The 24,948-nt window shown below is 59.4% G+C and carries 24 protein-coding genes; 19 read left to right on the top strand and 5 right to left on the bottom strand.

Annotated elements, in window-relative coordinates:
* Window positions 1–55: 55 nt before the first annotated feature.
* Entirely contained in the window at window positions 56–1,264 is a 1,209-nt protein-coding gene (gene carA, locus N2601_RS10220) for a glutamine-hydrolyzing carbamoyl-phosphate synthase small subunit (protein ID WP_104825150.1), read from the bottom strand.
* A gap of 307 nt (window positions 1,265–1,571) precedes the next feature.
* On the opposite strand from carA, the gene N2601_RS10215 reads away from it, so the two are divergent.
* Window positions 1,572–2,024, top strand: a complete 453-nt coding sequence (locus tag N2601_RS10215; RefSeq protein ID WP_260303063.1) for a GatB/YqeY domain-containing protein — start codon at window positions 1,572–1,574, stop codon at window positions 2,022–2,024.
* Here N2601_RS10215 and N2601_RS10210 read toward each other — a convergent pair.
* Entirely contained in the window at window positions 2,005–2,907 is a 903-nt protein-coding gene (locus tag N2601_RS10210; RefSeq protein ID WP_260303062.1) for a hypothetical protein, read from the bottom strand. The two genes, N2601_RS10215 and N2601_RS10210, sit on opposite strands and share 20 nt — an antisense overlap.
* A 347-nt stretch (window positions 2,908–3,254) precedes the next feature.
* Window positions 3,255–3,497, bottom strand: coding sequence for a hypothetical protein (locus N2601_RS10205; protein ID WP_104823692.1), 243 nt, complete (start codon window positions 3,495–3,497; stop codon window positions 3,255–3,257).
* 570 nt (window positions 3,498–4,067) lie between these two features.
* On the opposite strand from N2601_RS10205, the gene dnaG reads away from it, so the two are divergent.
* On the top strand, window positions 4,068–6,059 hold the full coding sequence (gene dnaG / locus N2601_RS10200) for a DNA primase (protein WP_260303061.1): 1,992 nt from the start codon (window positions 4,068–4,070) through the stop codon (window positions 6,057–6,059).
* 7 nt (window positions 6,060–6,066) lie between these two features.
* The gene (gene recQ / locus N2601_RS10195) at window positions 6,067–7,947 is read left to right on the top strand and encodes a DNA helicase RecQ (protein WP_260303060.1); all 1,881 of its coding nucleotides are present in this window, start codon (window positions 6,067–6,069) and stop codon (window positions 7,945–7,947) included.
* A 20-nt stretch (window positions 7,948–7,967) separates the two neighbouring features.
* On the opposite strand, the gene N2601_RS10190 is transcribed toward recQ, so the two are convergent.
* A complete protein-coding gene (locus N2601_RS10190; protein ID WP_260303059.1) occupies window positions 7,968–8,738 on the bottom strand; it encodes an SDR family oxidoreductase in 771 nt (256 codons plus the stop codon).
* Window positions 8,739–8,959: 221 nt separating this feature from the next.
* Between N2601_RS10190 and N2601_RS10185 the strand changes: the two genes are divergently transcribed.
* The 11 genes from N2601_RS10185 (at window position 8,960) to N2601_RS10135 (ending at window position 22,407) form a co-directional block, all read left to right on the top strand.
* Entirely contained in the window at window positions 8,960–10,147 is a 1,188-nt protein-coding gene (locus tag N2601_RS10185; RefSeq protein WP_104823688.1) for a glycine C-acetyltransferase, read from the top strand.
* 21 nt (window positions 10,148–10,168) lie between these two features.
* Entirely contained in the window at window positions 10,169–11,206 is a 1,038-nt protein-coding gene (tdh, locus tag N2601_RS10180) for an L-threonine 3-dehydrogenase (protein WP_104823687.1), read from the top strand.
* A gap of 446 nt (window positions 11,207–11,652) precedes the next feature.
* Window positions 11,653–13,716, top strand: a complete 2,064-nt coding sequence (gene rpoD / locus N2601_RS10175) for an RNA polymerase sigma factor RpoD (protein WP_104823686.1) — start codon at window positions 11,653–11,655, stop codon at window positions 13,714–13,716.
* Between the two features lie 338 nt (window positions 13,717–14,054).
* Entirely contained in the window at window positions 14,055–15,692 is a 1,638-nt protein-coding gene (locus N2601_RS10170) for a DUF930 domain-containing protein (protein WP_104823685.1), read from the top strand.
* A 133-nt stretch (window positions 15,693–15,825) separates the two neighbouring features.
* Complete coding sequence (locus N2601_RS10165) at window positions 15,826–16,809, top strand: DMT family transporter (RefSeq protein WP_104823684.1); 984 nt, start codon at window positions 15,826–15,828, stop codon at window positions 16,807–16,809.
* Between the two features lie 256 nt (window positions 16,810–17,065).
* Window positions 17,066–17,359 carry a GYD domain-containing protein gene (locus N2601_RS10160; RefSeq protein ID WP_104823683.1) on the top strand — a complete coding sequence of 98 codons (294 nt, stop codon included), beginning with the start codon at window positions 17,066–17,068 and terminating at the stop codon, window positions 17,357–17,359.
* A 167-nt stretch (window positions 17,360–17,526) separates the two neighbouring features.
* Window positions 17,527–18,183: a glutathione S-transferase family protein gene (locus tag N2601_RS10155; RefSeq protein WP_104823682.1), complete on the top strand. Its 657-nt coding sequence runs from the start codon at window positions 17,527–17,529 to the stop codon at window positions 18,181–18,183.
* Window positions 18,180–18,989 (top strand): AraC family transcriptional regulator, encoded by an 810-nt coding sequence (locus N2601_RS10150; RefSeq protein ID WP_104823681.1) that lies wholly within the window; start codon window positions 18,180–18,182, stop codon window positions 18,987–18,989. Before N2601_RS10155 ends, N2601_RS10150 begins: the two co-directional genes overlap by 4 nt.
* An 84-nt stretch (window positions 18,990–19,073) precedes the next feature.
* A complete protein-coding gene (locus N2601_RS10145; RefSeq protein WP_104823680.1) occupies window positions 19,074–19,766 on the top strand; it encodes a B3/B4 domain-containing protein in 693 nt (230 codons plus the stop codon).
* Between the two features lie 147 nt (window positions 19,767–19,913).
* Window positions 19,914–21,143: an MFS transporter gene (locus N2601_RS10140; RefSeq protein ID WP_260303055.1), complete on the top strand. Its 1,230-nt coding sequence runs from the start codon at window positions 19,914–19,916 to the stop codon at window positions 21,141–21,143.
* 337 nt (window positions 21,144–21,480) lie between these two features.
* Window positions 21,481–22,407, top strand: a complete 927-nt coding sequence (locus N2601_RS10135; RefSeq protein ID WP_104823677.1) for a LysR substrate-binding domain-containing protein — start codon at window positions 21,481–21,483, stop codon at window positions 22,405–22,407.
* Between the two features lie 12 nt (window positions 22,408–22,419).
* Here the strand turns inward: N2601_RS10135 and N2601_RS10130 are convergent, their stop codons facing one another.
* Window positions 22,420–22,812 carry a GNAT family N-acetyltransferase gene (locus tag N2601_RS10130; RefSeq protein ID WP_104825148.1) on the bottom strand — a complete coding sequence of 131 codons (393 nt, stop codon included), beginning with the start codon at window positions 22,810–22,812 and terminating at the stop codon, window positions 22,420–22,422.
* A 180-nt stretch (window positions 22,813–22,992) separates the two neighbouring features.
* Here N2601_RS10130 and N2601_RS10125 point away from each other — a divergent pair, with 180 nt between their 5' ends.
* The 5 genes from N2601_RS10125 (at window position 22,993) to N2601_RS10110 (ending at window position 24,944) form a co-directional block, all read left to right on the top strand.
* Complete coding sequence (locus tag N2601_RS10125; RefSeq protein WP_104823676.1) at window positions 22,993–23,346, top strand: DUF1428 domain-containing protein; 354 nt, start codon at window positions 22,993–22,995, stop codon at window positions 23,344–23,346.
* A gap of 87 nt (window positions 23,347–23,433) precedes the next feature.
* The gene (locus tag N2601_RS10120; protein ID WP_104825147.1) at window positions 23,434–23,871 is read left to right on the top strand and encodes a secondary thiamine-phosphate synthase enzyme YjbQ; all 438 of its coding nucleotides are present in this window, start codon (window positions 23,434–23,436) and stop codon (window positions 23,869–23,871) included.
* A 165-nt stretch (window positions 23,872–24,036) separates the two neighbouring features.
* On the top strand, window positions 24,037–24,189 hold the full coding sequence (locus N2601_RS34220; protein ID WP_445944958.1) for a hypothetical protein: 153 nt from the start codon (window positions 24,037–24,039) through the stop codon (window positions 24,187–24,189).
* A 23-nt stretch (window positions 24,190–24,212) separates the two neighbouring features.
* Window positions 24,213–24,341: a hypothetical protein gene (locus N2601_RS34215; RefSeq protein ID WP_445944957.1), complete on the top strand. Its 129-nt coding sequence runs from the start codon at window positions 24,213–24,215 to the stop codon at window positions 24,339–24,341.
* Window positions 24,342–24,605: 264 nt separating this feature from the next.
* Window positions 24,606–24,944, top strand: a complete 339-nt coding sequence (locus tag N2601_RS10110) for a hypothetical protein (RefSeq protein WP_104823675.1) — start codon at window positions 24,606–24,608, stop codon at window positions 24,942–24,944.
* Window positions 24,945–24,948 lie beyond the last annotated feature (4 nt).

Here is a 24,948-nt window from a genome sequence, read left to right as displayed (position 1 = left end):
TCGGATTGTTTGCCAATCCGAGGCTTCTTTTTATGGATTCGGGCAGTCGGTGTGCTCAGGCGCGCTCGGCCAAAGCCGGTTCGCCCTTCTTCTCGCGCACGAGATTGACGAAGCGGCGGAAGAGGTAATGGCTGTCCTGCGGGCCCGGGGAAGCTTCCGGGTGGTGCTGCACGGAGAAGACCGGCTTGCCGGCAACGCGCAGGCCGCAATTGCTGCCGTCGAAAAGAGAAATGTGAGTCTCTTCAACGCCTTCCGGAAGGCTGTTCGAGTCGACTGCGAAGCCGTGATTCATCGAGACGATCTCGACCTTGCCCGTGGTGTGATCCTTGACCGGGTGGTTGGCGCCATGATGGCCCTGATGCATCTTCGCCGTCTTGGCGCCGAGCGCGAGGCCGAGCATCTGGTGACCGAGGCAGATGCCGAACAACGGGATTTCCGTCTTCAGCAGGTCCTTGATGACAGGCACGGCATATTCGCCGGTTGCCGCGGGGTCGCCGGGACCGTTCGACAGGAAAATGCCGTCGGGCTTCAGCGCCAGCACGTCATCGGTGGATGCGGTTGCCGGCAATACGGTGACCTTGCAGTCGAGGCCGGAGAAGAGGCGCAGGATGTTGCGCTTGACGCCGTAGTCGAGGCAGACGACGTGATATTTGGCGTCGTCGGCATTGAGTGCGCCATAGCCTTCGTTCCAGATCCAGGGCGTCTGCGCCCATTGCGACGATTGGCCTGAAGTGGCGACCTTTGCGAGATCTAGGCCTTCCAAGCCGCTCCAAGCCTTCGCATCCGCCTTCAACTGCTCGATGTCGAAGACGCCGTTCGGGTCATGGGCGATGACGCCGTTCGGCATGCCGTTTTCGCGGATCCAGGCGGTCAGCGCGCGGGTGTCGATGCCGCACATGCCGATGATACCGCGAGCCTTCAGCCACTGGTCGAGATGCTTTGCGGCGCGATAGTTCGAAGGATCGGTGATATCGGCCTTGAAGATGACGCCGACGGCGCCGTGGCGGGCGGCAGGCGTCAAGTCTTCGATGTCTTCGTCGTTGGTGCCGACATTGCCGATGTGGGGGAAGGTGAAGGTAACGATCTGACCGAGATAGGAGGGATCGGTCAGGATTTCCTCGTAGCCGGTCAGCGCCGTGTTGAAGCAGACTTCGGCCTGGACCTTGCCGGTCGCGCCGATACCCTTGCCTTCGATTACGGTGCCGTCGGCGAGGACGAGCAGGGCACTCGGCTTTTCAGTTGTCCATGGGGCTGTCGCGGTCATTCTCATCCCGTTTCCGGCGTCGTGCGCGGCCTTGAAAAGACCGGGGGCTTCCGCCATGTTTGTGCAGATTGCAGCCGGCGACGTGCGTCGCGGCTTGAGACCTTCATATCGATCTAATGTGCAGGTGCTGGACATAGCCAAACAAGGCGTGTCGGTCAATGCGCCCCGTTCGTTTCCTGCCAAGGAATTCGCCAGCTTTCGATCGCCCGGACGTAATTGCATTGATCGCCGCTCATGGTCTATGAGACTGGCAACATGAAATGAGAGGCTGGGCGATCGTCGCCGGCCTGCTTAGGGAGTTTAAGACATGATCCGCGAAACGCTTTCCACCGCCCAGAAGGATGCCATGAGGGCCAAGGACGCGGCGAGGCTTTCGACCGTGCGCCTCATCCTCGCCGCGATCAAGGACAAGGACATCGCCAATCGTGGTCTCGGCAAGGAACAGGCGAGTGACGACGAGATTTTGCAGTTGCTCGCCAAGATGATCAAGCAGCGCGAAGAGTCGGTGAAGATCTACATCGATGGTGGCCGCCCGGAACTGGCCGACAAGGAGCGCGAGGAAATCGCTGTTATCCAGGGCTTCATGCCCGAGCAGCTTTCCGACGAGAAGGTGCGCGAGATCTGCGTCGCTGTCGTCGCCGAGCTCGGTGCGCAAGGCCTGAAGGACATGGGCAAGTGCGTCGCTGCCCTGCGCGAGCGCTATGCCGGGCAGATGGATTTCGCCAAGGCTTCGGGGATTCTCAAAGAGCTGCTGAAGTAAGTATTGGTGGCTCCGTCGGCGCTGGCTCGGGCTGCGCGCCGAAGGCCTCTTCCCAGACGGCGCCGATGATGGCGAATTTTTCCGTCTGGTAATCCCAATATTCCTGAATGAAGCCGCGCGAGAGCCAGAAGTGGCTCTTGCCCGGACTACCGGTCCAGCCCACGCTTCCCATACTCGATGCCTTGCTCATCAGCCGCTTCACATGCGTTCTTGAGATTAGGAATCGGTCGCAGATTTCGGTGAACGAAATCGGGCCGATGACCATTCTTGCCGCTGTCGGATCGATCGTTGCGATGCGGGACATCAGGTAGTCCATCACCACGCCGCCGGAATTTGCCCAAGTGAAGAGATCGAAGGTCTCGCCGGGATGACGCACTCGGTCGTTGGCAATGATTCTTGCTGCGATTGCCGGCTGCAGCGCCGCAATGATCTCCGGTCGCTCGACAAAAGTTGCTATCCGCCTGCCGCCATCCAGGCTGTCGAGCACCATCAGATGGATATAAATCCATTTCGATAGATGTTCCACCGCCGCTTCGGTCGGCTCTATTGGTCGCAGACGCTTGATTGGTGGATCGGCCAGATAACGCAAAAAGCGGTAGGTCAGCATTTCCTGGATGAAGCTCAGCGCCGTATTGTGGCTGGCGATCTCATGTTTGAGAACGTAATCGACAAAGCGGCGGGCATACAAGCCCGGCTGCTCTCCATCGATTCCGCCGTAATACAGTCCGAGGCCAGCTTGGGCCATCAGCCAGCGCTGCTGCGAAGCAAAAATCGAGCTTGCACGTGGATTGTCAGCGTAGGCGGCAACCATCTCCCGCGCGCAGCCGAGAACAGCCGTGAAGAAACCAAGGTCAGAGGTAAGCTCTTCCGCAGCGAACGACATATAGTGATTTCCGATGAATTAGGGAATTCATTGGCATCGCAGTATCAATTGTCAATTGAATCTGGATGCTGCTGCGTAAAATTGAAAGTTTCTAATATACTTGCGGCGGCTACAGATTTGACGAGTTGACAGCGGTGGACGAAAGCGACACCAAGCTTTGCGCGTCTCTCATCAGCCTTGACCGCAAATAAAGAAGGCAGGAGCTGGGGGAGCTCCTGCCTTCTTGCGCTTTGCAGCCGTTTGATGACGCAGGGTGGGGCCCAAAAATCAAACGTCTATTGCAAAGGCACCCAGGTGAGGCGGCGCCGGGGGTAGGGATGGTGCCTCACCTGGGTATGGGGTGAACTTTACCTGATGATCCTGACTTGCTGGGGCAAATCCATGCCTTGCGACTCCAGCCAGGATACTTGAATTTTGATGCCGGCCTTGAGAGCCGGAACTTTCATATCAACAGGCAGCTGGTAGCCGGTATCGGTATAAAGCACGTTGCCAGTAGCCGCAGGAGCCACACCGTCCGTCATCGTAGCCGAGCCATAGGTGGCCGTGGCGAAGAGGGCGGCGGCAGCAAAGGGTACGAGCAAAACGCGCATTTGAATTCTCCTAAACAGAAAACCTGTACCTTAGGTTTCCAGTCCAGCGGGACGTCTAGGCATGTCGCGTCGCGAAGCATTTTCTTCGCCGGCTTGTCTCGCCCCGTGAGAAGAACGCTATTGCGGCGCACACCAACAATCAAATTACAAAAAAATAATGTTTGGCTTACGAACTATGCCCCAAATGCGCCACCAGCGCGCAGGATCGCGCGCCTTTCGATCTTCGATAATGATTGCGCCTGCGTCGTCGTACGCTCTTGGTTATTCACCCTGATAATCAGTAACTCTTTGCTTTTTCAGATTTTTTTGCGCGGCCAGGCTGTGTAGCCGCGTTTCCGTGATGCACATACAAGCTGCAAAGCTTTCCTTGGGCCCTGCCTCAGACGATGCCAAAACCGCCATCCAAGCAAGCGCGCGAACATGAATTGAGCCGAGGTTTTCACGGAGTTGTGATCGGAAAGGTTGAATTCGACCGCCGCATGAAGAGGGCTGTGAATAGCGGGCGTGGCGGAGGGTTCTCGTGGCAATGCGCTCGGTTCCTGATTATATGGGGGCAGGCCAGAGGTAGTCATGCGATTTTCCAATACGTTTCTCGATGAGATTCGCGACCGCGTTCCCATTTCGGACGTGATCGGTCGACGTGTGACCTGGGACCGGCGCAAGACCAATGTGCCGCGGGGTGACTATTGGGCCTGCTGCCCGTTCCATGGCGAAAAATCACCGAGCTTCCACTGTGAAGACCGCAAGGGCCGTTACCATTGCTTCGGCTGCGGCGTCACGGGCGATCATTTCCGTTTCCTGACCGAACTCGAGGGGCTTAGTTTTCCCGAAGCGGTGCAGCTGATCGCCGACATGGCAGGCGTTGCCATGCCGGTCGCCGATCCCATGGAAGCAAAGCGCGAAAAGGAACGCACGTCGCTGCTCGACGTCATGGAAATGGCGACACAGTTCTTTCAGGATCAGCTCCAGACGGCAAACGGTGCCAGGGCACGCGCCTATCTGCGCGACCGCGGCCTGACCGGTCGCACCATTGAGACCTTCCGCCTTGGCTACTCGCCGGACAGCCGTAATGCACTCAAGGAGTTTTTAGCCGGCAAAGGCGTATTGAAAGAACAGATGGAAGCCTGTGGCTTGGTCGTGCATGAGAATGTGCCGGTCTCCTACGACCGTTTTCGCGATCGCATCATGTTCCCGATCCTATCTTCGCGCGAAAAGGTGATCGCCTTCGGCGGCCGCGCCATGTCGCCGGATGCGCCGGCGAAATATCTCAATTCCAATGAGACGGAACTCTTTCACAAGGGCAATGTACTCTACAATTTTACGCGCGCGCGCCGTGCCGCCCAGGGGAATGACGGCGCGGGTACGATCATCGCCGTCGAAGGCTATATGGACGTCATTGCGCTACATCAGGCTGGCGTTGAAAATGCAGTCGCCCCACTCGGCACGGCGCTGACGGAAAACCAGCTCGAACTTCTATGGAAGATGACGCCCCAGCCGGTGCTCTGCTTCGATGGAGACGGAGCCGGCATTCGCGCCGCCAATCGCGCTGCCGATCTGGCGCTGCCGCATATCAAACCAGGCCGCACCGTCCGTTTCGCGCTTTTGCCGGATGGAAAGGACCCGGATGATCTTGTCCGCCATGAAGGCCGCGCGCCTTTCGACAAGGTGATGGCGCAGGCAAAGCCGCTGGCGGAAATGATCTGGAGCCGCGAAGCAGGCAGCGGCGCCTTCGATACGCCGGAGGCGCGCGCCGAACTTGAGGCGCGACTGAAACAGATGGTTTCGGTCATATCAGACGAGAACGTCCGCCGGCACTATCAGCAGGACATGCGCGATCGGCTGAACGGCCTGTTTCAGCCGCAGTTTCAGCGCGGCGGCAATCAGCAGGGACGCGGCTTTTCCCGCGACGGCAATGGCCGCAATTTCGGCGGTCGCGGCGGGCCGGGCCGGGATCGGCAGCCGGCCAACAATGTGACGGCGTCTGATCGCTTGACGCGTTCGGGCATGATCAAGGGTCATCAGGACATACCAGGGCTGCGCGAGAGCGTATTGGCGTTGACCATCGTCAATCATCCGCTGCTGCTGCAGGACGAATATGATGAGATCGCCGCGATCGACTACGAAAGTCGCGAATTGCAGCGTCTGTGGTCCGCCTTGTTGGGTACGGCAGCAGCCATGGCCGGCCCGCAGCTCAATCGCGAACGGCTGCTCGAACAGTTGGAAGAGCAGGGTTTTGCGGCATTGCTGAAGAGCCTCGACCAGCAGGTGCGCAATGCTCGCCTCTGGACGGCGACTGAGGAAGCCGCGACGGAAGATGCGCGGGAGGGCTATCGTCAGGCGCTTGCGCTTCACAAGCGCTCGAAAGCATTGCGTTGGCACAAGATCGAGCTGCAAAGCGCAATCGCCGAGGCAACGGAAGACGGCGATGGCGACCTCATCGAACAGCTCATGCGCGCTTTGCAGGAAGTGCAGCTCGAAGCTTTGCGCCTGGAAAACCAGGAAGCAATCATCGATGGGTTTGGCGTGCTTTCCGGTCGCATCAAAGGGTCCGCGGGGAAATAGGGGATAGATGTCACAGCCAGATCGACAGGAGCCGCGATTTTCCGCTGACGATGCGTTGTTCGGTGACCGTAGCTCCGGAGCCGCGCCGCTCGATATCCTCAAGCGGGTCTATGGCTATTCCGCCTTTCGCGGCAAGCAGCAGCAGGTGGTCGACCATGTGGTTTCCGGCGGCGATGCGGTCGTGCTGTTTCCGACTGGCGCCGGCAAATCGCTGTGTTTCCAGATTCCGGCCTTGTGCCGCCAAGGCGTCGGCATCGTCGTTTCGCCATTGATCGCCCTGATGCGCGACCAGGTCGAGGCGATGAAGCAGCTCGGTATCCGCGCGGCGGCGTTGAACTCGTCCTTGTCGCGGGAAGAGGCAAGCGATGTCTATCGCGCTATCTCCAGCGGAACGCTCGATCTGCTCTACGTCACACCGGAACGCATTTTGACGGATGGCTTCAGCCAGATGATCGCCAAGGCGAAGATTGCCTTGTTCGCCATCGACGAGGCGCATTGCGTCTCGCAATGGGGACATGATTTTCGCCCGGAATACCGTGATCTCGGCAGGCTTGCGGAGCTCTTTCCCGATGTGCCGCGCATCGCGTTGACGGCGACGGCCGATCCGCATACGCGCGACGACATCATCGAGAGGCTGGCGCTCGATAATGCCAAGGTTTTCACCACCAGCTTCGACCGGCCGAACATCACCTATGAGATCGTCGAGCGCGATCAGCCGCGCCAACAATTGCTGCGTTTCCTCGATGGTCATCGTGGCGATAGCGGGATTGTCTATTGCCTGTCGCGGGCCAAGGTCGAGGATACCGCGGAGTGGCTGAACGGGCAGGGCATTCGCGCGCTTGCCTATCACGCCGGCATGGATCGATCGGTCCGCGACGCCAACCAGGATGCCTTCCTGAAGGAAGAGGATCTTTGCCTGGTGGCGACGGTCGCCTTCGGCATGGGCATCGACAAGCCGAATGTCCGCTATGTCGCCCATCTCGATCTTCCCGGCTCCGTCGAGGCCTATTATCAGGAGACGGGACGCGCGGGACGCGACAGCTTACCGTCCGAAGTCTGGATGGCCTATGGCATGGCCGACGTGATCCAGCGGCGGCGGATGATCGACGAGGGCAATGCAGCGGAAGAGATTAAGCGTGTCGAGCGCGCGAAGCTGAACGCATTGCTCGCGATCTGCGAGACGGCCGGCTGCCGACGCCAGGCGATTCTTGCGCATTTCGGCGAGCCTCATGCCGGCGGCTGCGGCAATTGTGATACCTGCCTGAAACCGGTCGAAACCTGGGACGGCACCGAGGCGGCGATCAAGGCACTCGCTGCCGTCTACCGCACCGGCGAACGTTTCGGCACCGGCCATGTCATCGATGTGTTGATGGGGGCGGTCAATGAGAAGACCGAGCGTTTCGGCCATGTGAACATGCCGGTCTTCGGGGTGGGTAAGGATATTCCTTCGCGTACCTGGCAGTCCGTCTTTCGACAACTGCTGGCGAGCGGCTTCGTCAGCATCGATCATACTGCTTTCGGCGCGATGAAGCTGGAGCCGGAGGCGCGGGCGGTCTTCAAACGCGAGCGTCAGGTTTTCTTCCGCAAGGATCGGCCGGAGACGGGCCGGCGCACCAAGAAGGCAGGGCGGATCGAGAAGCGGCAGTCAAGCCTGTCGAGCGAGGCGCAGCCATTGTTCGAAGCGTTGAGAAGCGAGCGCGCGAGCATCGCTAAGGCACTCGGCGTGCCGCCCTATGTCGTGTTCCCGGATACGACACTGATTGCTTTTGCCATGGAGCGACCGACGAGCCGCGATGCGCTCCTGGGCATTTCGGGCGTGGGGCAGGCGAAGTTGGAGCGCTATGGAGATGCGTTCTTGAAGGCGATAGAGAATTTCACCGATCGGTGACACCTTCTCGCCAGGCGCACTCACATCCTGACGGTCATGCCGCCGTCGACGGTCAGCACATGACCGTTGACAAAGGAGGCGGCGTCGCTGGCGAGAAATAGTGCCGCGCCGGCGATCTCGTCAGGACGGCCCCAGCGTTGAACGGGAATGCGCTGGCGCACGAAGGGCATAAGCTCTTCGTTTGCCGCCATCGCGGCGTTCGTTTCCGTCGCGAACCAACCCGGTGCGATGGCATTGCTTGTGATGCCGTGCGGGCCAAATTCCACGGCCATGCCGCGCATAAGGCCAGTGAGCCCCTGTTTGGCCGCAGGGTAGACGCAGTCTCCCGGCATGGCGACATGGCCGCTGATCGAGGTTACCGAGATCAACCGTCCATGACCATGACGTTTCATCAGGCGTGCAGCGTTGCGCGAGAGCGTGATCGAGGCAGCCAGATCCGTGTTGAGGAGAGCAAGGATCGCTTCGTCGTCGAAGTCGGCCAGCGGGCGTCTGTCACGGGCGCCGACATTGCTGATCAGTATGTCGAGCCGGCCGTGGTTCCTTTCGATATCCGCCATTGTCGCACGCTGCGCCTCATGATCGGCGATGTCGAAAGCGGCGGCTTCGGCGGTACCGCCTGCCGCGCGGATGGTTTCCACGGCGCTGTCTAGCGTCGCAGCCGTACGTCCGTTGATGACGACATGCGCTCCTGCGCCGGCAAGCGCCTTCGCCATCTCCAGACCCAGGCCGCGACCACTGCCGGTGACGAGCGCGACCCGACCCTCGAGCGAAAATCTATGGAATATGCTCATCACATCCTCACCATACGGGAACCGTATTATGTTTGCAGGCAGATAGTGGACTCAGTCAAATAATTTTTGCAATAGTTACGAGCAATACGGTGTCGTTCACTGCTATATCGTATGAGCGTCAATGCCTCGCGTATTTTTGCCGCTGCTGAATGCAGCAAGAAACCAAATCCTGTGCTATTTCTCGGGCCGTCTCCGCCCACGACCAGCATCGGAATGCGACGATGACCTCTGAATTCATATCCCATTTGCGTACAGAACTTGCCGGTCTGAAGGATGCAGGCCTCTATAAATCCGAGCGCGTCATCACCTCCAAGCAGGCGGGCGAGATTGCCGTCGTGGGCGGCGAGCGAGTTCTGAATTTCTGCGCCAACAACTATCTCGGCCTCGCCGATAATGAGGAACTGGCAGAAGCGGCAAAGAAAGCGCTCGATCGCTATGGCTACGGCATGGCCTCGGTGCGCTTCATCTGCGGGACTCAGGAAGAGCACAAGCAGCTTGAGGCGCGGATATCGGCCTTTCTCGGCATGGAGGACACGATCCTTTATTCCTCCTGTTTCGATGCCAATGGCGGGTTGTTCGAGACGCTGCTGTCGGAGGAGGATGCGATCATCTCCGATGCGCTCAACCACGCCTCGATCATCGACGGTGTGCGTCTCTCCAAGGCGAAGCGCTTCCGCTACGCCAATAACGACATGGCGGCCCTAGAAGAGGAGCTGAAGAAGGCCGAGGGCAGCCGTTTCAAGCTGATTGCCACCGACGGCGTTTTCTCCATGGATGGCATCATCGCCAATCTCGAGGGCGTCTGCGATCTTGCCGAACAATATGGTGCGATGGTGATGGTCGATGACAGCCATGCCGTCGGTTTTGTCGGCGATCATGGCCGCGGCTCGCCGGAACATTGCGGCGTCGAGGGCAGGGTCGACATCATCACCGGTACGCTTGGCAAGGCGCTCGGTGGGGCATCGGGCGGCTATACTTCGGCCAAAGCCGAGATCGTTGATTGGCTGCGGCAGCGCTCGCGCCCCTATCTCTTCTCAAACACGCTGGCTCCGGTCATCGCGGCTGCTTCGCTGAAAGTCTTTGATCTGATCGAAAACGGCAGCGATCTGCGCGACCGGCTCCGTGGCAATGCCGAGTTCTTCCGCAGCGAAATGACCAAGCTCGGTTTCACGCTGGCCGGCGCCGATCATCCGATCATCCCCGTCATGCTCGGCGATGCCAAGCTAGCGCAGGAGATGGCAGCGCTGATGCTGAAAAAGGGCGTCTACGTCATCGGCTTCTCCTTCCCGGTGGTGCCGAAGGGTCAGGCGCGCATCCGCACGCAAATGTCGGCGGCGCATTCGAAGGCCGATGTCGAGCGCGCGATTGCAGCTTTTGCCGAGGCGGGACGCGAACTCGGAATCATTTGAATCGGATGGAGACGGCAGCTCATGTCGAACATGATGAAGGCATTGGTCAAATCGAAGCCGGAAGTCGGGCTGTGGATGGAGCAAGTTCCGGTTCCCGAGGTTGGGCCGAACGATGTGCTGATCCGGGTCAGGAAATCGGCGATCTGCGGCACGGATGTGCATATTTGGAACTGGGACCAGTGGGCGCAGAAGACCATTCCGGTGCCGATGGTCGTCGGTCACGAATTCTGCGGCGAGATCGCGGAGATCGGCTCGGCGGTCACCAAATATCATGTCGGCGAGCGTGTCTCCGGCGAAGGACATATCGTTTGCGGCAAGTGCCGCAACTGCCGGGCGGGCAGGGGACATCTTTGCCGCAATACGCTGGGCGTCGGCGTCAACCGCCCGGGCTCGTTCGGCGAATTCGTCTGCATTCCGGAAAGCAACGTTGTCCCGATCCCTGACGATATCCCGGATGAAGTGGCGGCGATCTTCGATCCCTTCGGCAATGCCGTGCACACCGCGCTTTCCTTCGATCTGGTGGGCGAGGATGTGCTGGTTACCGGCGCGGGGCCGATCGGCATCATGGGCGCCATGGTCGCCAGGCGTTCGGGCGCACGCAAGGTGGTCATCACCGATATCAATCCGAATCGGCTGGCGCTCGCCCGCAAGCTCGGTATCGAGCATGTCGTCGACGCCTCGAAGGAAAACTTGGCCGATGTAATGAAGTCTATCGGTATGACCGAAGGTTTCGATGTCGGTCTGGAAATGTCGGGTGCCGCGCCCGCTTTCCGCGACATGATCGACAAGATGAACAATGGCGGCAAGATCGCTATTCTCGGCATCGCGCCGGCCGGCTTCGAGATCGACTGGAACAAGGTGATTTTCAAGATGCTCAATCTGAAGGGCATCTATGGCCGCGAGATGTTCGAGACCTGGTACAAGATGATCGCCTTCGTTCAAGGCGGGCTCGACGTCTCGCCGGTCATTACCCATCGCATCCACATCGATGATTTCCGCGATGGCTTTGAAGCCATGCGTTCTGGTAATTCCGGCAAGGTGGTAATGGACTGGATTTGACCAAATTCGTGGCCCGGCCGCATCAGCATTGCCGCGAACTGCGGAAATGCGGGTGGTTTCATGGGCCTGCCCTTGTCAACGCGCGGGGACTTCCTAAATACGGGAAGCAATTGTTTCTGGGCGTGTTGGGCCTGTGGATAAGGCTTTTTCACGATTTTAACAGGCTTTTTTGCTGGAAAAGCTTGACGAGAGCAAAAATTGTAGGAATCACCGTTTGTCCTCGGAAAAACGGTGAAGTGGGTCAGGCGGATCACGTATACCATGGCCGGAATTCCAAACGCAATCCAGCTTTGCTGTTGGGAGCCGGTGATCGTGGTTAATCAGGCATTAAAGGTCATTCCGTTAGGTGTTTGTCGGTGATTCGGGGCTGGCGCGAGGCGTGCCGGGCCAGAGCGGTCAGTCACCGCGTGTAAGTTTCAAGCGTCAGGGAAAGCGACGATATAGAGATGGCAACCAAGGTCAAAGAGAACGAAGAAGCTGAAGTCGAACGCGACGGCGCCTCGGATGGCCCGCTTCTCGATCTTTCCGACGACGCGGTCAAGAAGATGATCAAGGCCGCGAAAAAACGCGGCTACGTGACGATGGACGAGCTCAACGCCGTTCTGCCGTCCGAAGAAGTGACGTCCGAGCAGATCGAAGATACGATGGCTATGCTCTCCGATATGGGCATCAACGTCATTGAAGACGAGGATGTCGAAGAGGCGGGCGCGGCAGCCAGTGGCGGCGACGACGACGATTCCAGCGGCGACGAGGATGGTGAAGGCGGCGAGCTTGCGCCTTCCGGCGGCTCGGCGCTTGCAACCACCAAGAAGAAAGAGCCGACCGATCGCACCGACGATCCGGTGCGCATGTATCTGCGCGAAATGGGCTCTGTCGAGCTGCTGTCGCGCGAAGGCGAAATCGCGATCGCCAAGCGCATCGAGGCCGGCCGCGAAACCATGATCGGTGGCCTCTGTGAGAGCCCGTTGACGTTCCAGGCGTTGATCATCTGGCGCGACGAACTCAACGAAGGCACCACGCTGCTGCGCGAGATCATCGATCTCGAAACGACCTATTCCGGTCCAGAGGCCAAGGCTGCGCCGCAGTTCCAGAGCCCGGAAAAGATCGAGGCCGACCGCAAAGCGGCCGAAGAGAAGGAAAAGGCCCGCGGCCGCCGTTCCTCCGGCGATGACGACATCACCGACGTCGGCGGCGAAGGCATGCCGATCGAGGAGGAGGAAGAGGACGAGGACGAATCCAGCCTCTCGCTCGCCGCGATGGAAGCAGAGCTTCGCCCGCAGGTCATGCTGACGCTCGACACGATCGCCGAAACCTACAAGAAGCTGCGCAAGCTGCAGGACCAGCAGGTCGAGCAGCGCCTGTCGGCTTCGGGTACGCTGTCGTCCGCACAGGAGCGCCGCTACAAGGAGCTGAAGGACGAGCTGGTCAAGTCGGTCAAGTCGCTGTCGCTGAACCAGAACCGCATCGACGCTCTGGTCGAGCAGCTCTACGACATCAACAAGCGCCTCGTGCAGAACGAAGGCCGCCTGCTGCGTCTTGCCGAATCCTATGGCGTCAAGCGCGATAGCTTCCTGGAACAGTATCAGGGCGCTGAGCTCGATCCGAACTGGATGAAGTCGATCGGCAACCTCGCCGCCCGCGGCTGGAAGGAATTCGCCAAGAGCGAAAACACCACGATCCGCGACATCCGCCAGGAAATTCAGAACCTTGCGACCGAAACCGGCATTTCGATCTCGGAATTCCGCCGCATCGTTCATATGGTGCAGAAGGGCGAGCGCGAAGCGCGTATCGCCAAGAAGGAAATGGTCGAAGCGAACCTGCGCCTCGTCATCTCCATCGCCAAGAAATACACCAATCGCGGCCTGCAGTTCCTCGATCTCATTCAGGAAGGCAATATCGGCCTGATGAAGGCGGTCGATAAGTTCGAATATCGCCGCGGCTACAAGTTCTCGACTTACGCTACATGGTGGATCCGGCAGGCGATCACCCGTTCGATCGCCGACCAGGCCCGCACCATCCGCATTCCGGTGCACATGATCGAAACGATCAACAAGATCGTTCGTACGTCGCGCCAGATGCTGCATGAAATCGGCCGTGAGCCGACGCCGGAAGAATTGGCCGAAAAGCTCGCCATGCCGCTCGAAAAAGTGCGCAAGGTGCTGAAGATCGCCAAGGAGCCGATCTCGCTGGAAACCCCGGTGGGTGACGAAGAGGATTCGCATCTCGGCGATTTCATCGAGGACAAGAATGCGCTGCTGCCGATCGATGCCGCCATTCAGGCCAACCTGCGCGAGACGACGACCCGCGTTTTGGCATCGCTGACGCCGCGCGAAGAGCGCGTGCTGCGCATGCGCTTCGGCATCGGCATGAACACCGACCACACGCTCGAAGAAGTCGGCCAGCAGTTCTCGGTTACCCGCGAACGTATCCGTCAGATCGAAGCCAAGGCATTGCGCAAGCTGAAGCATCCGAGCCGCTCCAGAAAGCTGCGCTCGTTCCTCGATAGCTGAGCAGGTTGCTTTGTTGCTATGAAATTAGAACCCGGTTCGTACAAGCGAGCCGGGTTTTTCGTTTTGTCAGATGTGCCTGCACTGCACGCTTCGCGACAGGTCCTTCTAACGGTGCAACGTTATGTGCTACGGTGTTGGTGAGGGTTTTCCGCGCACCGCGGAGCTGTGATCAGACTAACAGTCTGCAATTTTCCGGCTGCCTCTTTCTGGCCTTGATGTTTAACACCATATGTCGGGAATCTAGGCGTCGTCGGATGTCGTTTGTCGGTAAGGTTTGGATGAAATTGTTGAGCGCTTTTCCGTCTGTCCTGCGTCGTCAGCCTTGCGGCCGCTGACCGATGGAGCGCGTCGCCGAACAGCGGAAACCGGATGAGCGTCGATGGGGACTGATCCCTTCCATTCTGGTGCACATCCTGTTTTTCGCTGCGCTTTTCCTGCTGCCGGTGGTGGCTATGCCGATACCGCAGCCGGAAGACAGCATCAATGTCGAGATGGTGCCGCAGCCCAAGGAGGAGGCAAAGAACGCCGCAAAGCCGTCGGAGCGCGCCGGCCGCGTGCCGACGCCGACACCCAGGCCCGATGAAAAGCAGCCTTCGAAGGAACCGAAGGCGGCGTCCACCGACAAGACTGAGGGCGAGCAGACCGCTGACAAGCTGAGCGACGAGAGCAAGACGAAGGCTGAGAAGGGGCCTGACCCGAACTCTAAGGATCAGGATGCGAAATCGCAGGAACCCGCGCAGGCCGATAAGCCTGCCGATGTGAAGGCCGATCAGCCAGCACCGACCACCGAGCAGGCCGACGCGCAGCCGCAGCCGGGTGATGCGCCGTCGCCGACGCCGGCCGATGATCAAGCCAAGCCGCAAGATCAGACGCCGACGACCGACGATCCGGCACAAGCAAAGCAGGACCAGCCACCTAGTTCCGATCCGGCGACACAGCCGCAGCAGCAAACTGCGGATCAATCGACGCCATCTGCCGATAATCCACCACAACAGACATCCGCCCAGCAGGCTGCGGCAGAGGCCCACACGCAGCCGCAGGCGAACCCGACGCCGCCGGCAAGCGATGACACTGCGCAGCAGCAACAGGCGAAGGCGGAGGAGGCAGCGAAGACCGACGCGGAAGCCAAGGCCGCCAAGCCGGACGCCGCAGCGTCTGCAACCGATCCGAATTCCAGTGATCCCGCATCGACGCCGACGCCGGAAGAGCTGGCGACGGACCAGCCGTCTGACACCCAGATCGTCGAGCCGAACACGCCGTCTATGGATGCAGCAGGCACGCAGGCGGATCAAAAGGACGGAGCGGCGTCCGATCCCATAGCGGGACTAGCGAAGACTGCCGAAGGGCAGGTAGATCAGCAGCAGGCCGCGGCTGATCCCAAGGTCGTGCCGGATGTTGCCGTGCCGACGACCGGAGGAGCGCAGCCACAGCAACAATCGCAGGATCAGCCGGTCTCCGGCGACCCTAGTGACCCGACGGCCGGAACCACCTTCGTCCCCGCGCCTCAACCTCGGCCGCAGCAGCAGGCGTCAGCGGACAGCACGCAAGACGCATCGAAAACCGATCCGTCGCAGGCTCAGCAAAAGTCCGGCGGCCAGCAGGGAAAATTCATCCAGGCCAAGCGCTTCTACTCCGGTACAGAGATGGCGCGTATGTCGAAGGACGAATTGGACGCCTGGAAAAAGTTGCCGCGACGTACACGAGTGCAGCAGCTTTGCAATAGCGAGGAAAAGCTGCAGTTCGGGTATGAACTAAAAGCGAGCGGCTTTTATAACTCACTGATTACACCGGCCATGCTGTCGGATATTGATCTCGTCGGCGATGGAGCTGGCGTGCTCACACCGAAAGGTTGGGTAAGGGTGGCATTTAAATGTAACGTTGACGATGCGGCCTTGAAGGTGGTTGCCTTCTCCTATTCGGTTAGAGGTCACGTCTCCGCAAAACAGTTGGAGAGGATCGGCGCTGCTGGCAATTGACGGACAGCACTCGTCTCATCAGCTTGAAACAATAGTTTATTCCGACGCCCGATAGAAATTCTGCCCATTTCATCATACGATTGCGGCTGACAACGTCTGATTCAATTCCCTCCCTTCGCATCGCCCAATTCCAATGACATCGATCACAGCCGATTCCAATTCGATGGCCGCCGGCCATTCCACGCTTCGTGGCGTCCTCTTGGCATTCACATCCTATGCCGTCTTCGCGTTCAGTGACGCGTCAATCAAGATATTGCATGGGACGCTGCCGTCCTATCAGGTGGCCTTCGTCGGCTCGCTGTTCGGTTTTGCGGCGATCCCGTTTCTGAAGACGCGCGGAGATGGGTGGCTGGATATCGTCAGGACGACGAACCGGCCGCTGTGGATGCTGCGTTTCGCCTGTGGCGCGATCGGCGCCATCTGTTCGATCGTGGCTTTCACCGAGCTGACGATGGCAGAGGCTTTCGCGCTGCTCTTTCTGCTGCCATCCTTCGTCACCATTCTGTCCGTCGTGTTCCTCAAGGAGGACGTGCGCTGGCAGCGTTGGACGGCGGTGATCGTCGGTTTCGTCGGCGTGCTGGTCGTGCTGCGGCCGGGATTTCGTGAGCTTTCGATCGGCCACCTCTGCGCGGCGATAGGCGGCTTAAGCGGGGCCGTCTCGATCGTCATCAATCGCGCACTTGGCTCGAAGGAGAAGCGCATCTCGCTTTATGGTGCGGTGTTGTTCGGCACGCTGATCGTCAGCGGTTTGCTGATGCTGCCGGAGATGACATGGCCGACGGCTTGGCAATGGATGTTCCTCGCCAGCTACGGTCTTCTCGGCGCTGCCGGCACCGTCCTCTTGATGAGCGCAGCGAAGTTGGCGCCCGCCAATCTCGTTGCGCCACCGCAATATAGCCAAATGATTTGGGCGATCGGTTTCGGCTATCTGCTGTTCAATGACAGCATAGATCTGCCGATGGCGCTCGGCATCGTCCTTATTGTCTTTTCCGGCCTGCTGACGCTGGCACGCGAGCGCAAACGCGGCACACCCTTGCCGGCGGCGGTTGTGGCTGCGGACACACGGGCATCGTTCGCGACAGCGCAGGAGACGCAGGCCAAGACACCAAATCGGTGAAATGCTTCGCCGGCGGTCCCTTTATCTCGTCACCCGAATGAATGGGGATTAGGTTTATTGTCGCCGCAAGGTGACAAGCCTATTGTGTTACTCGGGGCGAACCCATCTTCACGGGAAGGGACCCCAAGCACTGGATGGCGGCGCGTAGTTCCGAAAACCATGATGGTTTTCGAGGGGCTTACGCGTGGATCAACCGTTACTGCGTCATCTGCCTGCCCGTCTCAACGGGCGTGCGGCGCAGCGGAGGAGGTGTGAGATGACCACTTATATCGTTCTGCTCAATTGGACCGACCAGGGTGTGCGTAGCGTAAAGGAGTCTCCGCGGCGGCTGGATGTCGCCAAGAAGCAGTTGGAAGAGATGGGCGGTTCCTTCAAACAATTTTTCCTGACTATGGGCGAACACGACATGGTCGCTGTCTGCGAGGCACCCGATGATGCGGTGATGGCTCGCTTTGCCTTGGCGCTTGGTTCGAACGGCAATGTGCGCTCGCGCACGCTGAAGGCCTTCCCCGAGGCCGCTTATCGCGAGATCATCGCCTCCCTGGGATAATATTGGGGCGACCTTGCTACGTTGACTGTTGATTCCCCGGCCAGTGGCGCTTGGCCGGGAGATGGAACGCCATGATGTGGGCGCGGGAAGCTCAGGCGATGAAGCTCACCATTGACCGCAACGGCCGACTTCGAAAAGATGTCGGATGAACGAAATGGCGTTGAGATATGGAACAGCCTTGCCTTTTTGGCGCGGACTATAGCGTCTACGTGCGAATTGCGCGCCTTGCGCTCATCGAGAAAGGCGTCGAGCACCAGAGGGTGCCGATCGACATTTTCGCTGAGGGCGGGCCGCCGGCATCCTATCTGGAGCGGCATCCATTCGGCCGGATTCCGGCTTTCGAACACGGCGATTTTCGGCTCTACGAGACGGCTGCGATCACGCGCTATGTCGACGAGGCATTCGAGGGGCCGCGCCTGCAGCCTGTGGCGCCTCGGCAGCGCGCGCGGATGAACCAGATCGTCAGCATTGCCGACGGATATCTCTATCCGCATCTGGTGTGGGGTATCTACGTGGAGCGGGTCTCAAAGCCGGCAGAGGGCATTGCCGCCGACGAGGAACGAATAGCCACGAGCCTTTCCAAGGCCGCAATCGGCCTTGCCGCTCTTTCAGATCTTATGGAAGATACGCAGTGGCTCTGCAGTCCGGACCTGACCCTGGCCGATCTCTACGTCGCGCCGATGTTTGACTACTTTCTCATGGCGCCGGAGGGGCGGGAGATGATCGAGCATCATCCCAAGCTTGCGTCGTGGTGGTCGCGTATTGCAGCCCGGCCAAGTGTCGAGATGACGGCTTTCAGCAAACTGGAAGAGCCGGGCGCATGAAGCCAGGCCAGTTCAGGATGTTTCGCTCCTCCATTGCCGGCGTCGAAGCCGTGGCGGCGGAAACCGGATATAGCTTTCCCAAGCATACCCATGATCAGTTCGGCATCGGCGTCATCGAGCGCGGCGCGCAGGTGTCGCTGAGCGGGCGTGGCGTGGTGCGGGCTGAGACCGGCGACGTCATCACTCTCAATCCGAACGAAGTGCATGATGGTATGCCAATTGGGGAGAGCCGTGTTTGGTCGATGCTCTATTTCGATCCACGGCTGATGACGGATCTTCTGGGCGATATCGGTGAGGGCGGCGCCGGCGAGGGGGAACTTCCTTCTCCCGTCATTCGAAACGGACAGATCGCCGCGCGATTCAGAACACTGTTTTCGACGGTAACTCGTCAGGATGGTCAGGACGCTGCGCTGCGGCGAGACGGACTGTTGTTATCACTTGTTGCGGACGTGATGCGTGAGCAGGGGCAGGCGGATGAGGGCACCAATGCGCCCGCCGCGATCATGCGTGCTCGCGATCTCATCGATGATGATCCGGCAGCATCGGTGACGCTCGCCGATCTCGCCGGAGTGAGCGGGCTCAGCCGTTTCCAGCTCCTACGCGGTTTCGCCAAGGTGACCGGATTGACACCGCACGCCTATCTGCTTCAGCGTCGCATCCAGCGAGCGCGGCGGCTGATTGCCGGCGGCATGCCGCTGGCCGAGGCGGCTTTTGCCAGCGGCTTTGCCGATCAAAGCCATATGACTCGGATTTTCGTGCGCAATTTTGGTGTGTCGCCGCGCATCTATGCCGACACGACGCGCTGAGGCATCTGCAATTTCATTCAAGACCGGCTGCCTGCATCAAGGTTTTCTGCTGTTCCAAGTCAGAACCGCGCAGAAGGAAAAGCCATGTATTTCCGCCATTCGAATGAGATGTGGAGCGAATTCCCCGATCTGGTCCCCGGCGTCCTCTTCGTGGAAGGAATCACCGCCGATGTGGCCGTCAGCGATCGTCTCGCGAAGTTCCATGCAATCGCCGAGGAGCGGCTGGCGGGTAGTGCGGAAGGCGAGATGCCGGAGATCCAGGCCTGGCGGCGGACCTTTTCGAAAATGGGGCTGAAGCCGACGCAATATCGCTGCGCTTCCGAGGCTTTGCTCAGACGATTCCGCCAGGAAAAATCGCTGCCGCAACTGCATCCGCTCGTCGATCTGTGCAACGCCATCTCGATCGCCTTCGCCATTCCCGTCGCCGTCTTCGATCTTGCGAAGATTTCCGGCGATCTCGAAGTCAGGCACGCGACCGGCAGAGAGAGCTATCTCACCTTCGCTGGCGAAACGGAGCATCCGGAGCCGCGCGAAGTGATCTTTGCCGATAGTGCCGACCGGGCGCATGCGCGGCGCTGGACCAATCGTCAAAGCGGCCTTTCCGCCGTTCGCGAGGATACGCGATCGCTGCTGATCGTCGCCGAGGCCATGCATGAGGCGGCCGGAAATGATGTGCCGAGATTGATCGCAACCCTTGCCGCTGAACTTGCCGGCGTGTGGTCGGTCGACACAAAGACTGGGATGCTCAGTCGCTCTTCACCACGATTTGATCTCTAGGTTCGCGCTTTGGCGGCAATTTGCCGATCTATCCAAAAAATGCAGTTGACAAGTGCGGCGTTCGGGCAGAGCAGGGGACTTAGATAAATATTTCATATTGCTCATAAAGTTTGTTCCGTGCACGGCGCGCGGACAGAAGAAAGACATATGGACACCCTGCACAGTCACGATCGGGTCAGCGCGCTCGGTCATCCCGGATATCGTTCCTTCGCCGCCTCCCGCGTCTTTTCCTCCATCGGTTTCCAGTCGGTCACCGTTGCCATGGGCTGGATGATCTACGATCAGACCCATAGCGCCTTCTTCCTTGGCCTAGTCGGCTTCTGCCAGTTCCTGCCGATGGTGATCCTGACCTTCATTGTCGGTCATGTTGCCGACCAATTCGATCGCCGGCGCATCGGCCTGGTCTGCCAGTTGATCGAAGCCTTGACAGCGCTAGCCCTTGCCGTCGCAGTCTGGCAGCACTGGATCGGCCCGGCCGGCATCCTCGCCGCAGTCGCCGTCATGGGGGCGGCCACTGCCTTCGAGCGTCCTACCATGGCCGCGCTGTTACCGAATATCGTGCCGCCGTCGATGTTGCAGATAGCGATCGCTACCTCCACATCGATGATGCAGACCGCTTTCATCATCGGTCCGTCGCTCGGCGGCCTGCTCTATGGCGTCAGTCCGATTGCGCCTTTCGCGGTGTCTGCCGTGCTGTATGTCATCGCGAGCCTCAATGTCATTTCGATCCGCGTCGAGCGACAGCGGCCGTCGTCGCGGGAGCCGGTGACTCTGAGCTCGGTCTTTGCCGGCGTCTCCTTCATCAGGAGCAGACCGGTGATGATGGGGACGAGCTCGCTCGATCTCTTTGCCGTGCTGCTCGGCGGCGCCACCGCGCTGCTGCCGATGTTCGCGCGCGATATCCTGCATGCCGGCCCCTGGGGCCTCGGACTGCTGCGCGCTGCGCCCGCAATCGGTGCTTTGGTCATGTCGATCTGGCTGGCGCGGCGGCCCCTGCAGACCGGCGTTGGCAAGAAGATGCTGCTTGCCGTTTTCGTGTTCGGCATCGCCACAGTCGTCTTCGCGCTCTCGAGCAACATCATCCTCTCCGTTACGGCACTGCTTGTCGTCGGGGCGTCGGATACGGTCAGCGTTGTCGTGCGCAGTTCGTTGGTGCAGCTCTTGACACCGGACAACATGCGCGGCCGCGTCAATGCCGTGAACTCGCTGTTCATAGGCACGTCCAACCAGCTCGGCGAATTCGAATCCGGCATGCTCGCCAGCGCGCTTGGCCCGGTTCTCACCGGCATCGTCGGCGGCGTCGGCACCATCGCCGTCGTGCTGCTTTGGATGCGGATCTTTCCGGATTTGACCAAGGTCAAGACGCTCAGGGGATAAGGTGGCCTCGGCCAGACCGGCAAAACGATCCAGCACATGGCTTCGCGCTGTAGGCTCATGGATGGTGCGGAATATTGTCCAGCCCGGCATCTCGCCTAAGGTGGCCGTTGACTGAGAAGATATTTTCGCGTCTCGCCTTCTTTTCGGCACGCTGTTTTTGGACGCAAGCAAACGCACGGAGCAGCCGGTTGATCCGCTTTTCGATGCTACGCCGCAGAATGAATCCATGAATGTTTCTCATCTGTCATAAGCCTGATGGTCTTATGACTTAGAGGAATGCGCCCGTATACTTCTCATGTATAATGAAGCTTTCATCGCCTATGCATGAAGGATTTTCATGGGGAAAAGACCGCTTCCACCACTGGCCGTCTTGCAAGCATTTTGCGCTATCGTCGAAACCGGCGGTTTTGGCCGTGCGGCTGAGAGGATGGGGCTGACGCAGACTGCCGTCAGTCATCAGCTTTCGCAGCTTGAAGGCTGGATCGGCGGCAGGCTTTTCGATCGCGGCCGGTCGGGCGCAAGATTGACGCCGCTCGGCGCGCGGCTCCACCCGGCGATTGTGGAGACGATTTCTCAATTGGAGACGGCGTTGTATCACGCGCGGGCGAGTGTGTCGGTTCGCACGCTGACGCTGTCGGTGACGCCGGAATTTTCCAGCCAATGGCTGGCGTCTCGACTTGGTGATTTCTGCCAGCGCCACCCCGACATCGAGCTGAAGATGATTGTCGGCTATCAGCGACCCGATTTCGGGCCTGAGGGCGTCGATCTTGCAATCTGGCTCGGGCGAGCCGAAGCCGGCCTCGTCCAGGAAGAGTTGCTGACGGACGAGGAGTTTGTCGTCAGTTCACCGACGCTGTCCGAGCGGTTGCCGAAGCGCAATGCCATAAAGGAAGCGCCGCTGCTGCGTTACACCGGCATGCGCCATACCGTACTGGATTGGCAGCGCTGGTACGAACAGGTGATTGGCCATGGCAATGACGGCGGAATGGCCGATTTCAATATTGGCCAGGCGGCGGAGAACGGACCTCTATTCGAATCCTTTGCCGACATGCTCGGAGCATGTCGGGACGGTCTCGGCTTTGCGCTGGTTCGCAGCTCCCTTGTCGCGAAGGATCTCGCGGAGGGGCAGTTGGTGCGTTGTTTCGTCGAAGTTCAGCCGGCAGCCGTCAGTTACAATCTGATCTATCCGTCGAATGCCTTGCAAAACCCATCGGCTGCGTTGTTCCGCACCTGGTTGATATCTCGGGTCAATGCCGTTGCTTGATCAGGCTCGCTGTCAATCGCCCAGCCTGATCAAGCCGGCCTCTGTCGCCGCAAAGCCCAGGTTCCGATAGAGGCCGGCGAGATGAGGTTCGAAATCGACATGCAGCCACTCTGCGCCGCGTTCGCGCGCAACGTTCGTTGCCATTTCGACAAGCTTGGTTGCTATTCCCTGTCGACGGAATTCGGGTGCGACGGTGGTATCAAGGATAAAGGCATGTATGCCACCATCCCAGGCAATGTTGACGAATCCTATCAGGCGCACTCCATGGAAGGCGCCGATATGGGCGAGGCTTCTCGGCAGGATAGATGAGAAATCGCGTGGGGTACTCTCGTTCCAAGCCGTTGCCCACAGGGCGTTGAGTGCTTGGTTGTCAGGATAGGGATCGATCCTGAATTCGATCGTCATGACCATCATCTCGTCATTGATGAAACCGCAATGGCAAGCTTATCCGCAGGGAGAATGGATGCAACGGGCGCGTAGGGCAGGCCGATATCAAGGCGATTGGAATGGAAAAGTGCATCCCATCTCGGATCGCGCTATGATCGATCTTCCTTTGCGTGTGGAAACAGAACAGAGGAGGTTGTTATGGCCTATGTGGATGGTTTTGTTATTGCCGTTCCGAAAGACAAGCTGGAGATTTACAAGACGTTGGCGGGGAAGTCCGGCGATATCTGGAAGGAATATGGTGCGCTTAGCTACGTGGAGTCTGTTGGGGACGATGTGCCCTATGGCCAGTTGACGTCCTTTCCGCGCTCCGTTCAGGCGAAGGAAGACGAGGTGGTGATCTTTTCCTGGATCACTTACGAATCTCGCCAGCATCGCGATACCGTGATGGAAAAGGTCATGGCCGATCCGCGGCTGAAAGACGAGATGGCAAATATGCCTTTTGATGGCAAACGCATGATCTATGGCGGCTTCGAGATTTTCTTGCAGCTCTGATCGGCCTTGGCGGCAGCGGCTGGGCTTGACTTTCCGCCCGTTGCGACCGACCTCAAGCGGATCGCTGCGATCAATACCGGAGATGCCATGCCGCAGACCGTCATCACACTGTCGACCCATGGCCAAGGACTTTATGAGTTCACAGACCAGGCAGCGGAATTCGTCCGTGCAGGGACTTCGGCAGGCTCCACATCGAGCGACGGGCTGCTGACGATCTTCGTCCGCCATACCTCCTGTTCGCTGCTGATCCAGGAGAACGCCGATCCTGACGTGCAGACGGATCTCAACGCCTTCTTCCGCCGGCTCGTGCCACCGTCTTCCGACCCTTCGATGCGCTGGATCGTCCATACGACCGAGGGGCCGGACGATATGCCGGCGCATATCAAGACAGCGCTCACGCAGGTGTCGATCGGCATCCCCGTGATGCGCGGACGCCTGACACTTGGCACATGGCAGGGCATCTATCTTTTCGAGCACCGCGACCGCCCGCACCGGCGCGAAATCGTGCTGCATCTTTCGGTCTGATTCAGGAAAATTCGCGTCAACCGATCGTCCATTGCGCTGAATACAATCTGAATGAGTAATTCGTCTTCAGTTCAGCTTGGCTGGCCTAATGTTGCTTCAATCCTGAGGCATTTGGCCAAATCAGGATTGCAACGATCCGTAGCAGGACTTGAAGGAGAAATACCCATGATCGGCATTTTCGCCAAGGCTGGCATTGCAGCTCTCATCACGCTCGGCGCCGCTTCCGCCACCGTTTCTGCCGCCTCGGCCAACGACCTTTCACCGAGCATTCATCAGGTGCGCCACGATCCCATCGCGGCAGCATCTGCTCGCCGATAACAGCCGTTCAGAAGGCTCGCGCCATGGGCCTGCGCCGCGCTCGAATCCAGAATATCACGCCGCGCCGTGTCGTCGTTGAAGGCTTTGGCCGGCACGGTCCGGATCGTGTCGTTTTCGCCAACGTGCCGGGTTGCCCGTTGATCCGCCGCTGATATCGCGTGGCCGTTTATGGCCATGATCGCGCTGCCGCAGCGATGTTTTAAGATGAGTGAAGTCGTCCTCATAAAGGAGGGCGGCTTTTATTTTCTGCTGTGCAGTGAGTCCGCCTCTGGTCTCGCTTTTGCTTTCATTGTACCTGAATGGCGTATGAACGGTTGATTCTGGACTTGTTCAGTATCGCGCCGTTACTCCCGAGGCATTCGCATCAGGAGATGCGGTAAGCACATGAGAGAAGCCTTTCGCTCCATGGAGGACAGATGAGAGCATTACTGGCAAAGTTGGGGATCGCAGCCGCGATCACCGTTACTGCGCTGTCGGGCACCGCGGAATATGCTTCCGCCCAGGGCGTCGACATTTATATTGGCCCGGGCCGGCATCGGCCGCCACCGCCGGATTACGATATCCCGCCGCCGCGCTACGAACGTCGTGGCTGTGATCCGCGCGAGGCCATGGATGTTGCTCGCGGCTACGGCCTGCACCGCGCTCGCGTGGTCGACGTGACGCCGCGCCGCGTTATCGTCGATGGTTTCGGCCGCCGTGGTCCGGATACGATGATGTTTGCCAATGTTCGCGGTTGCCCGTTGATCGGCCGCTAATATC

The sequence above is a fragment of the Rhizobium sp. CB3060 genome, from assembly GCF_025200735.1.
Classification (GTDB): domain Bacteria; phylum Pseudomonadota; class Alphaproteobacteria; order Rhizobiales; family Rhizobiaceae; genus Rhizobium.
The sequence above is the reverse complement of the archived record's forward strand: the minus strand, read 5'-3'. Positions and strand labels throughout refer to the sequence as shown.

Excerpts from the sequence above, each read along its gene's own strand:
- carA (WP_104825150.1), bottom strand. The coding sequence starts at position 1,264 with ATGACCGCGACAGCCCCATGGACAACTGAAAAGCCGAGTGCCCTGCTC.
- N2601_RS10215 (WP_260303063.1), top strand. The coding sequence starts at position 1,572 with ATGATCCGCGAAACGCTTTCCACCGCCCAGAAGGATGCCATGAGGGCC.
- N2601_RS10210 (WP_260303062.1), bottom strand. The coding sequence starts at position 2,907 with ATGTCGTTCGCTGCGGAAGAGCTTACCTCTGACCTTGGTTTCTTCACG.
- N2601_RS10205 (WP_104823692.1), bottom strand. The coding sequence starts at position 3,497 with ATGCGCGTTTTGCTCGTACCCTTTGCTGCCGCCGCCCTCTTCGCCACG.
- dnaG (WP_260303061.1), top strand. The coding sequence starts at position 4,068 with ATGCGATTTTCCAATACGTTTCTCGATGAGATTCGCGACCGCGTTCCC.
- recQ (WP_260303060.1), top strand. The coding sequence starts at position 6,067 with ATGTCACAGCCAGATCGACAGGAGCCGCGATTTTCCGCTGACGATGCG.
- N2601_RS10190 (WP_260303059.1), bottom strand. The coding sequence starts at position 8,738 with ATGAGCATATTCCATAGATTTTCGCTCGAGGGTCGGGTCGCGCTCGTC.
- N2601_RS10185 (WP_104823688.1), top strand. The coding sequence starts at position 8,960 with ATGACCTCTGAATTCATATCCCATTTGCGTACAGAACTTGCCGGTCTG.
- tdh (WP_104823687.1), top strand. The coding sequence starts at position 10,169 with ATGTCGAACATGATGAAGGCATTGGTCAAATCGAAGCCGGAAGTCGGG.
- rpoD (WP_104823686.1), top strand. The coding sequence starts at position 11,653 with ATGGCAACCAAGGTCAAAGAGAACGAAGAAGCTGAAGTCGAACGCGAC.
- N2601_RS10170 (WP_104823685.1), top strand. The coding sequence starts at position 14,055 with ATGGAGCGCGTCGCCGAACAGCGGAAACCGGATGAGCGTCGATGGGGA.
- N2601_RS10165 (WP_104823684.1), top strand. The coding sequence starts at position 15,826 with ATGACATCGATCACAGCCGATTCCAATTCGATGGCCGCCGGCCATTCC.
- N2601_RS10160 (WP_104823683.1), top strand. The coding sequence starts at position 17,066 with ATGACCACTTATATCGTTCTGCTCAATTGGACCGACCAGGGTGTGCGT.
- N2601_RS10155 (WP_104823682.1), top strand. The coding sequence starts at position 17,527 with ATGGAACAGCCTTGCCTTTTTGGCGCGGACTATAGCGTCTACGTGCGA.
- N2601_RS10150 (WP_104823681.1), top strand. The coding sequence starts at position 18,180 with ATGAAGCCAGGCCAGTTCAGGATGTTTCGCTCCTCCATTGCCGGCGTC.
- N2601_RS10145 (WP_104823680.1), top strand. The coding sequence starts at position 19,074 with ATGTATTTCCGCCATTCGAATGAGATGTGGAGCGAATTCCCCGATCTG.
- N2601_RS10140 (WP_260303055.1), top strand. The coding sequence starts at position 19,914 with ATGGACACCCTGCACAGTCACGATCGGGTCAGCGCGCTCGGTCATCCC.
- N2601_RS10135 (WP_104823677.1), top strand. The coding sequence starts at position 21,481 with ATGGGGAAAAGACCGCTTCCACCACTGGCCGTCTTGCAAGCATTTTGC.
- N2601_RS10130 (WP_104825148.1), bottom strand. The coding sequence starts at position 22,812 with ATGACGATCGAATTCAGGATCGATCCCTATCCTGACAACCAAGCACTC.
- N2601_RS10125 (WP_104823676.1), top strand. The coding sequence starts at position 22,993 with ATGGCCTATGTGGATGGTTTTGTTATTGCCGTTCCGAAAGACAAGCTG.
- N2601_RS10120 (WP_104825147.1), top strand. The coding sequence starts at position 23,434 with ATGCCGCAGACCGTCATCACACTGTCGACCCATGGCCAAGGACTTTAT.
- N2601_RS34220 (WP_445944958.1), top strand. The coding sequence starts at position 24,037 with ATGATCGGCATTTTCGCCAAGGCTGGCATTGCAGCTCTCATCACGCTC.
- N2601_RS34215 (WP_445944957.1), top strand. The coding sequence starts at position 24,213 with ATGGGCCTGCGCCGCGCTCGAATCCAGAATATCACGCCGCGCCGTGTC.
- N2601_RS10110 (WP_104823675.1), top strand. The coding sequence starts at position 24,606 with ATGAGAGCATTACTGGCAAAGTTGGGGATCGCAGCCGCGATCACCGTT.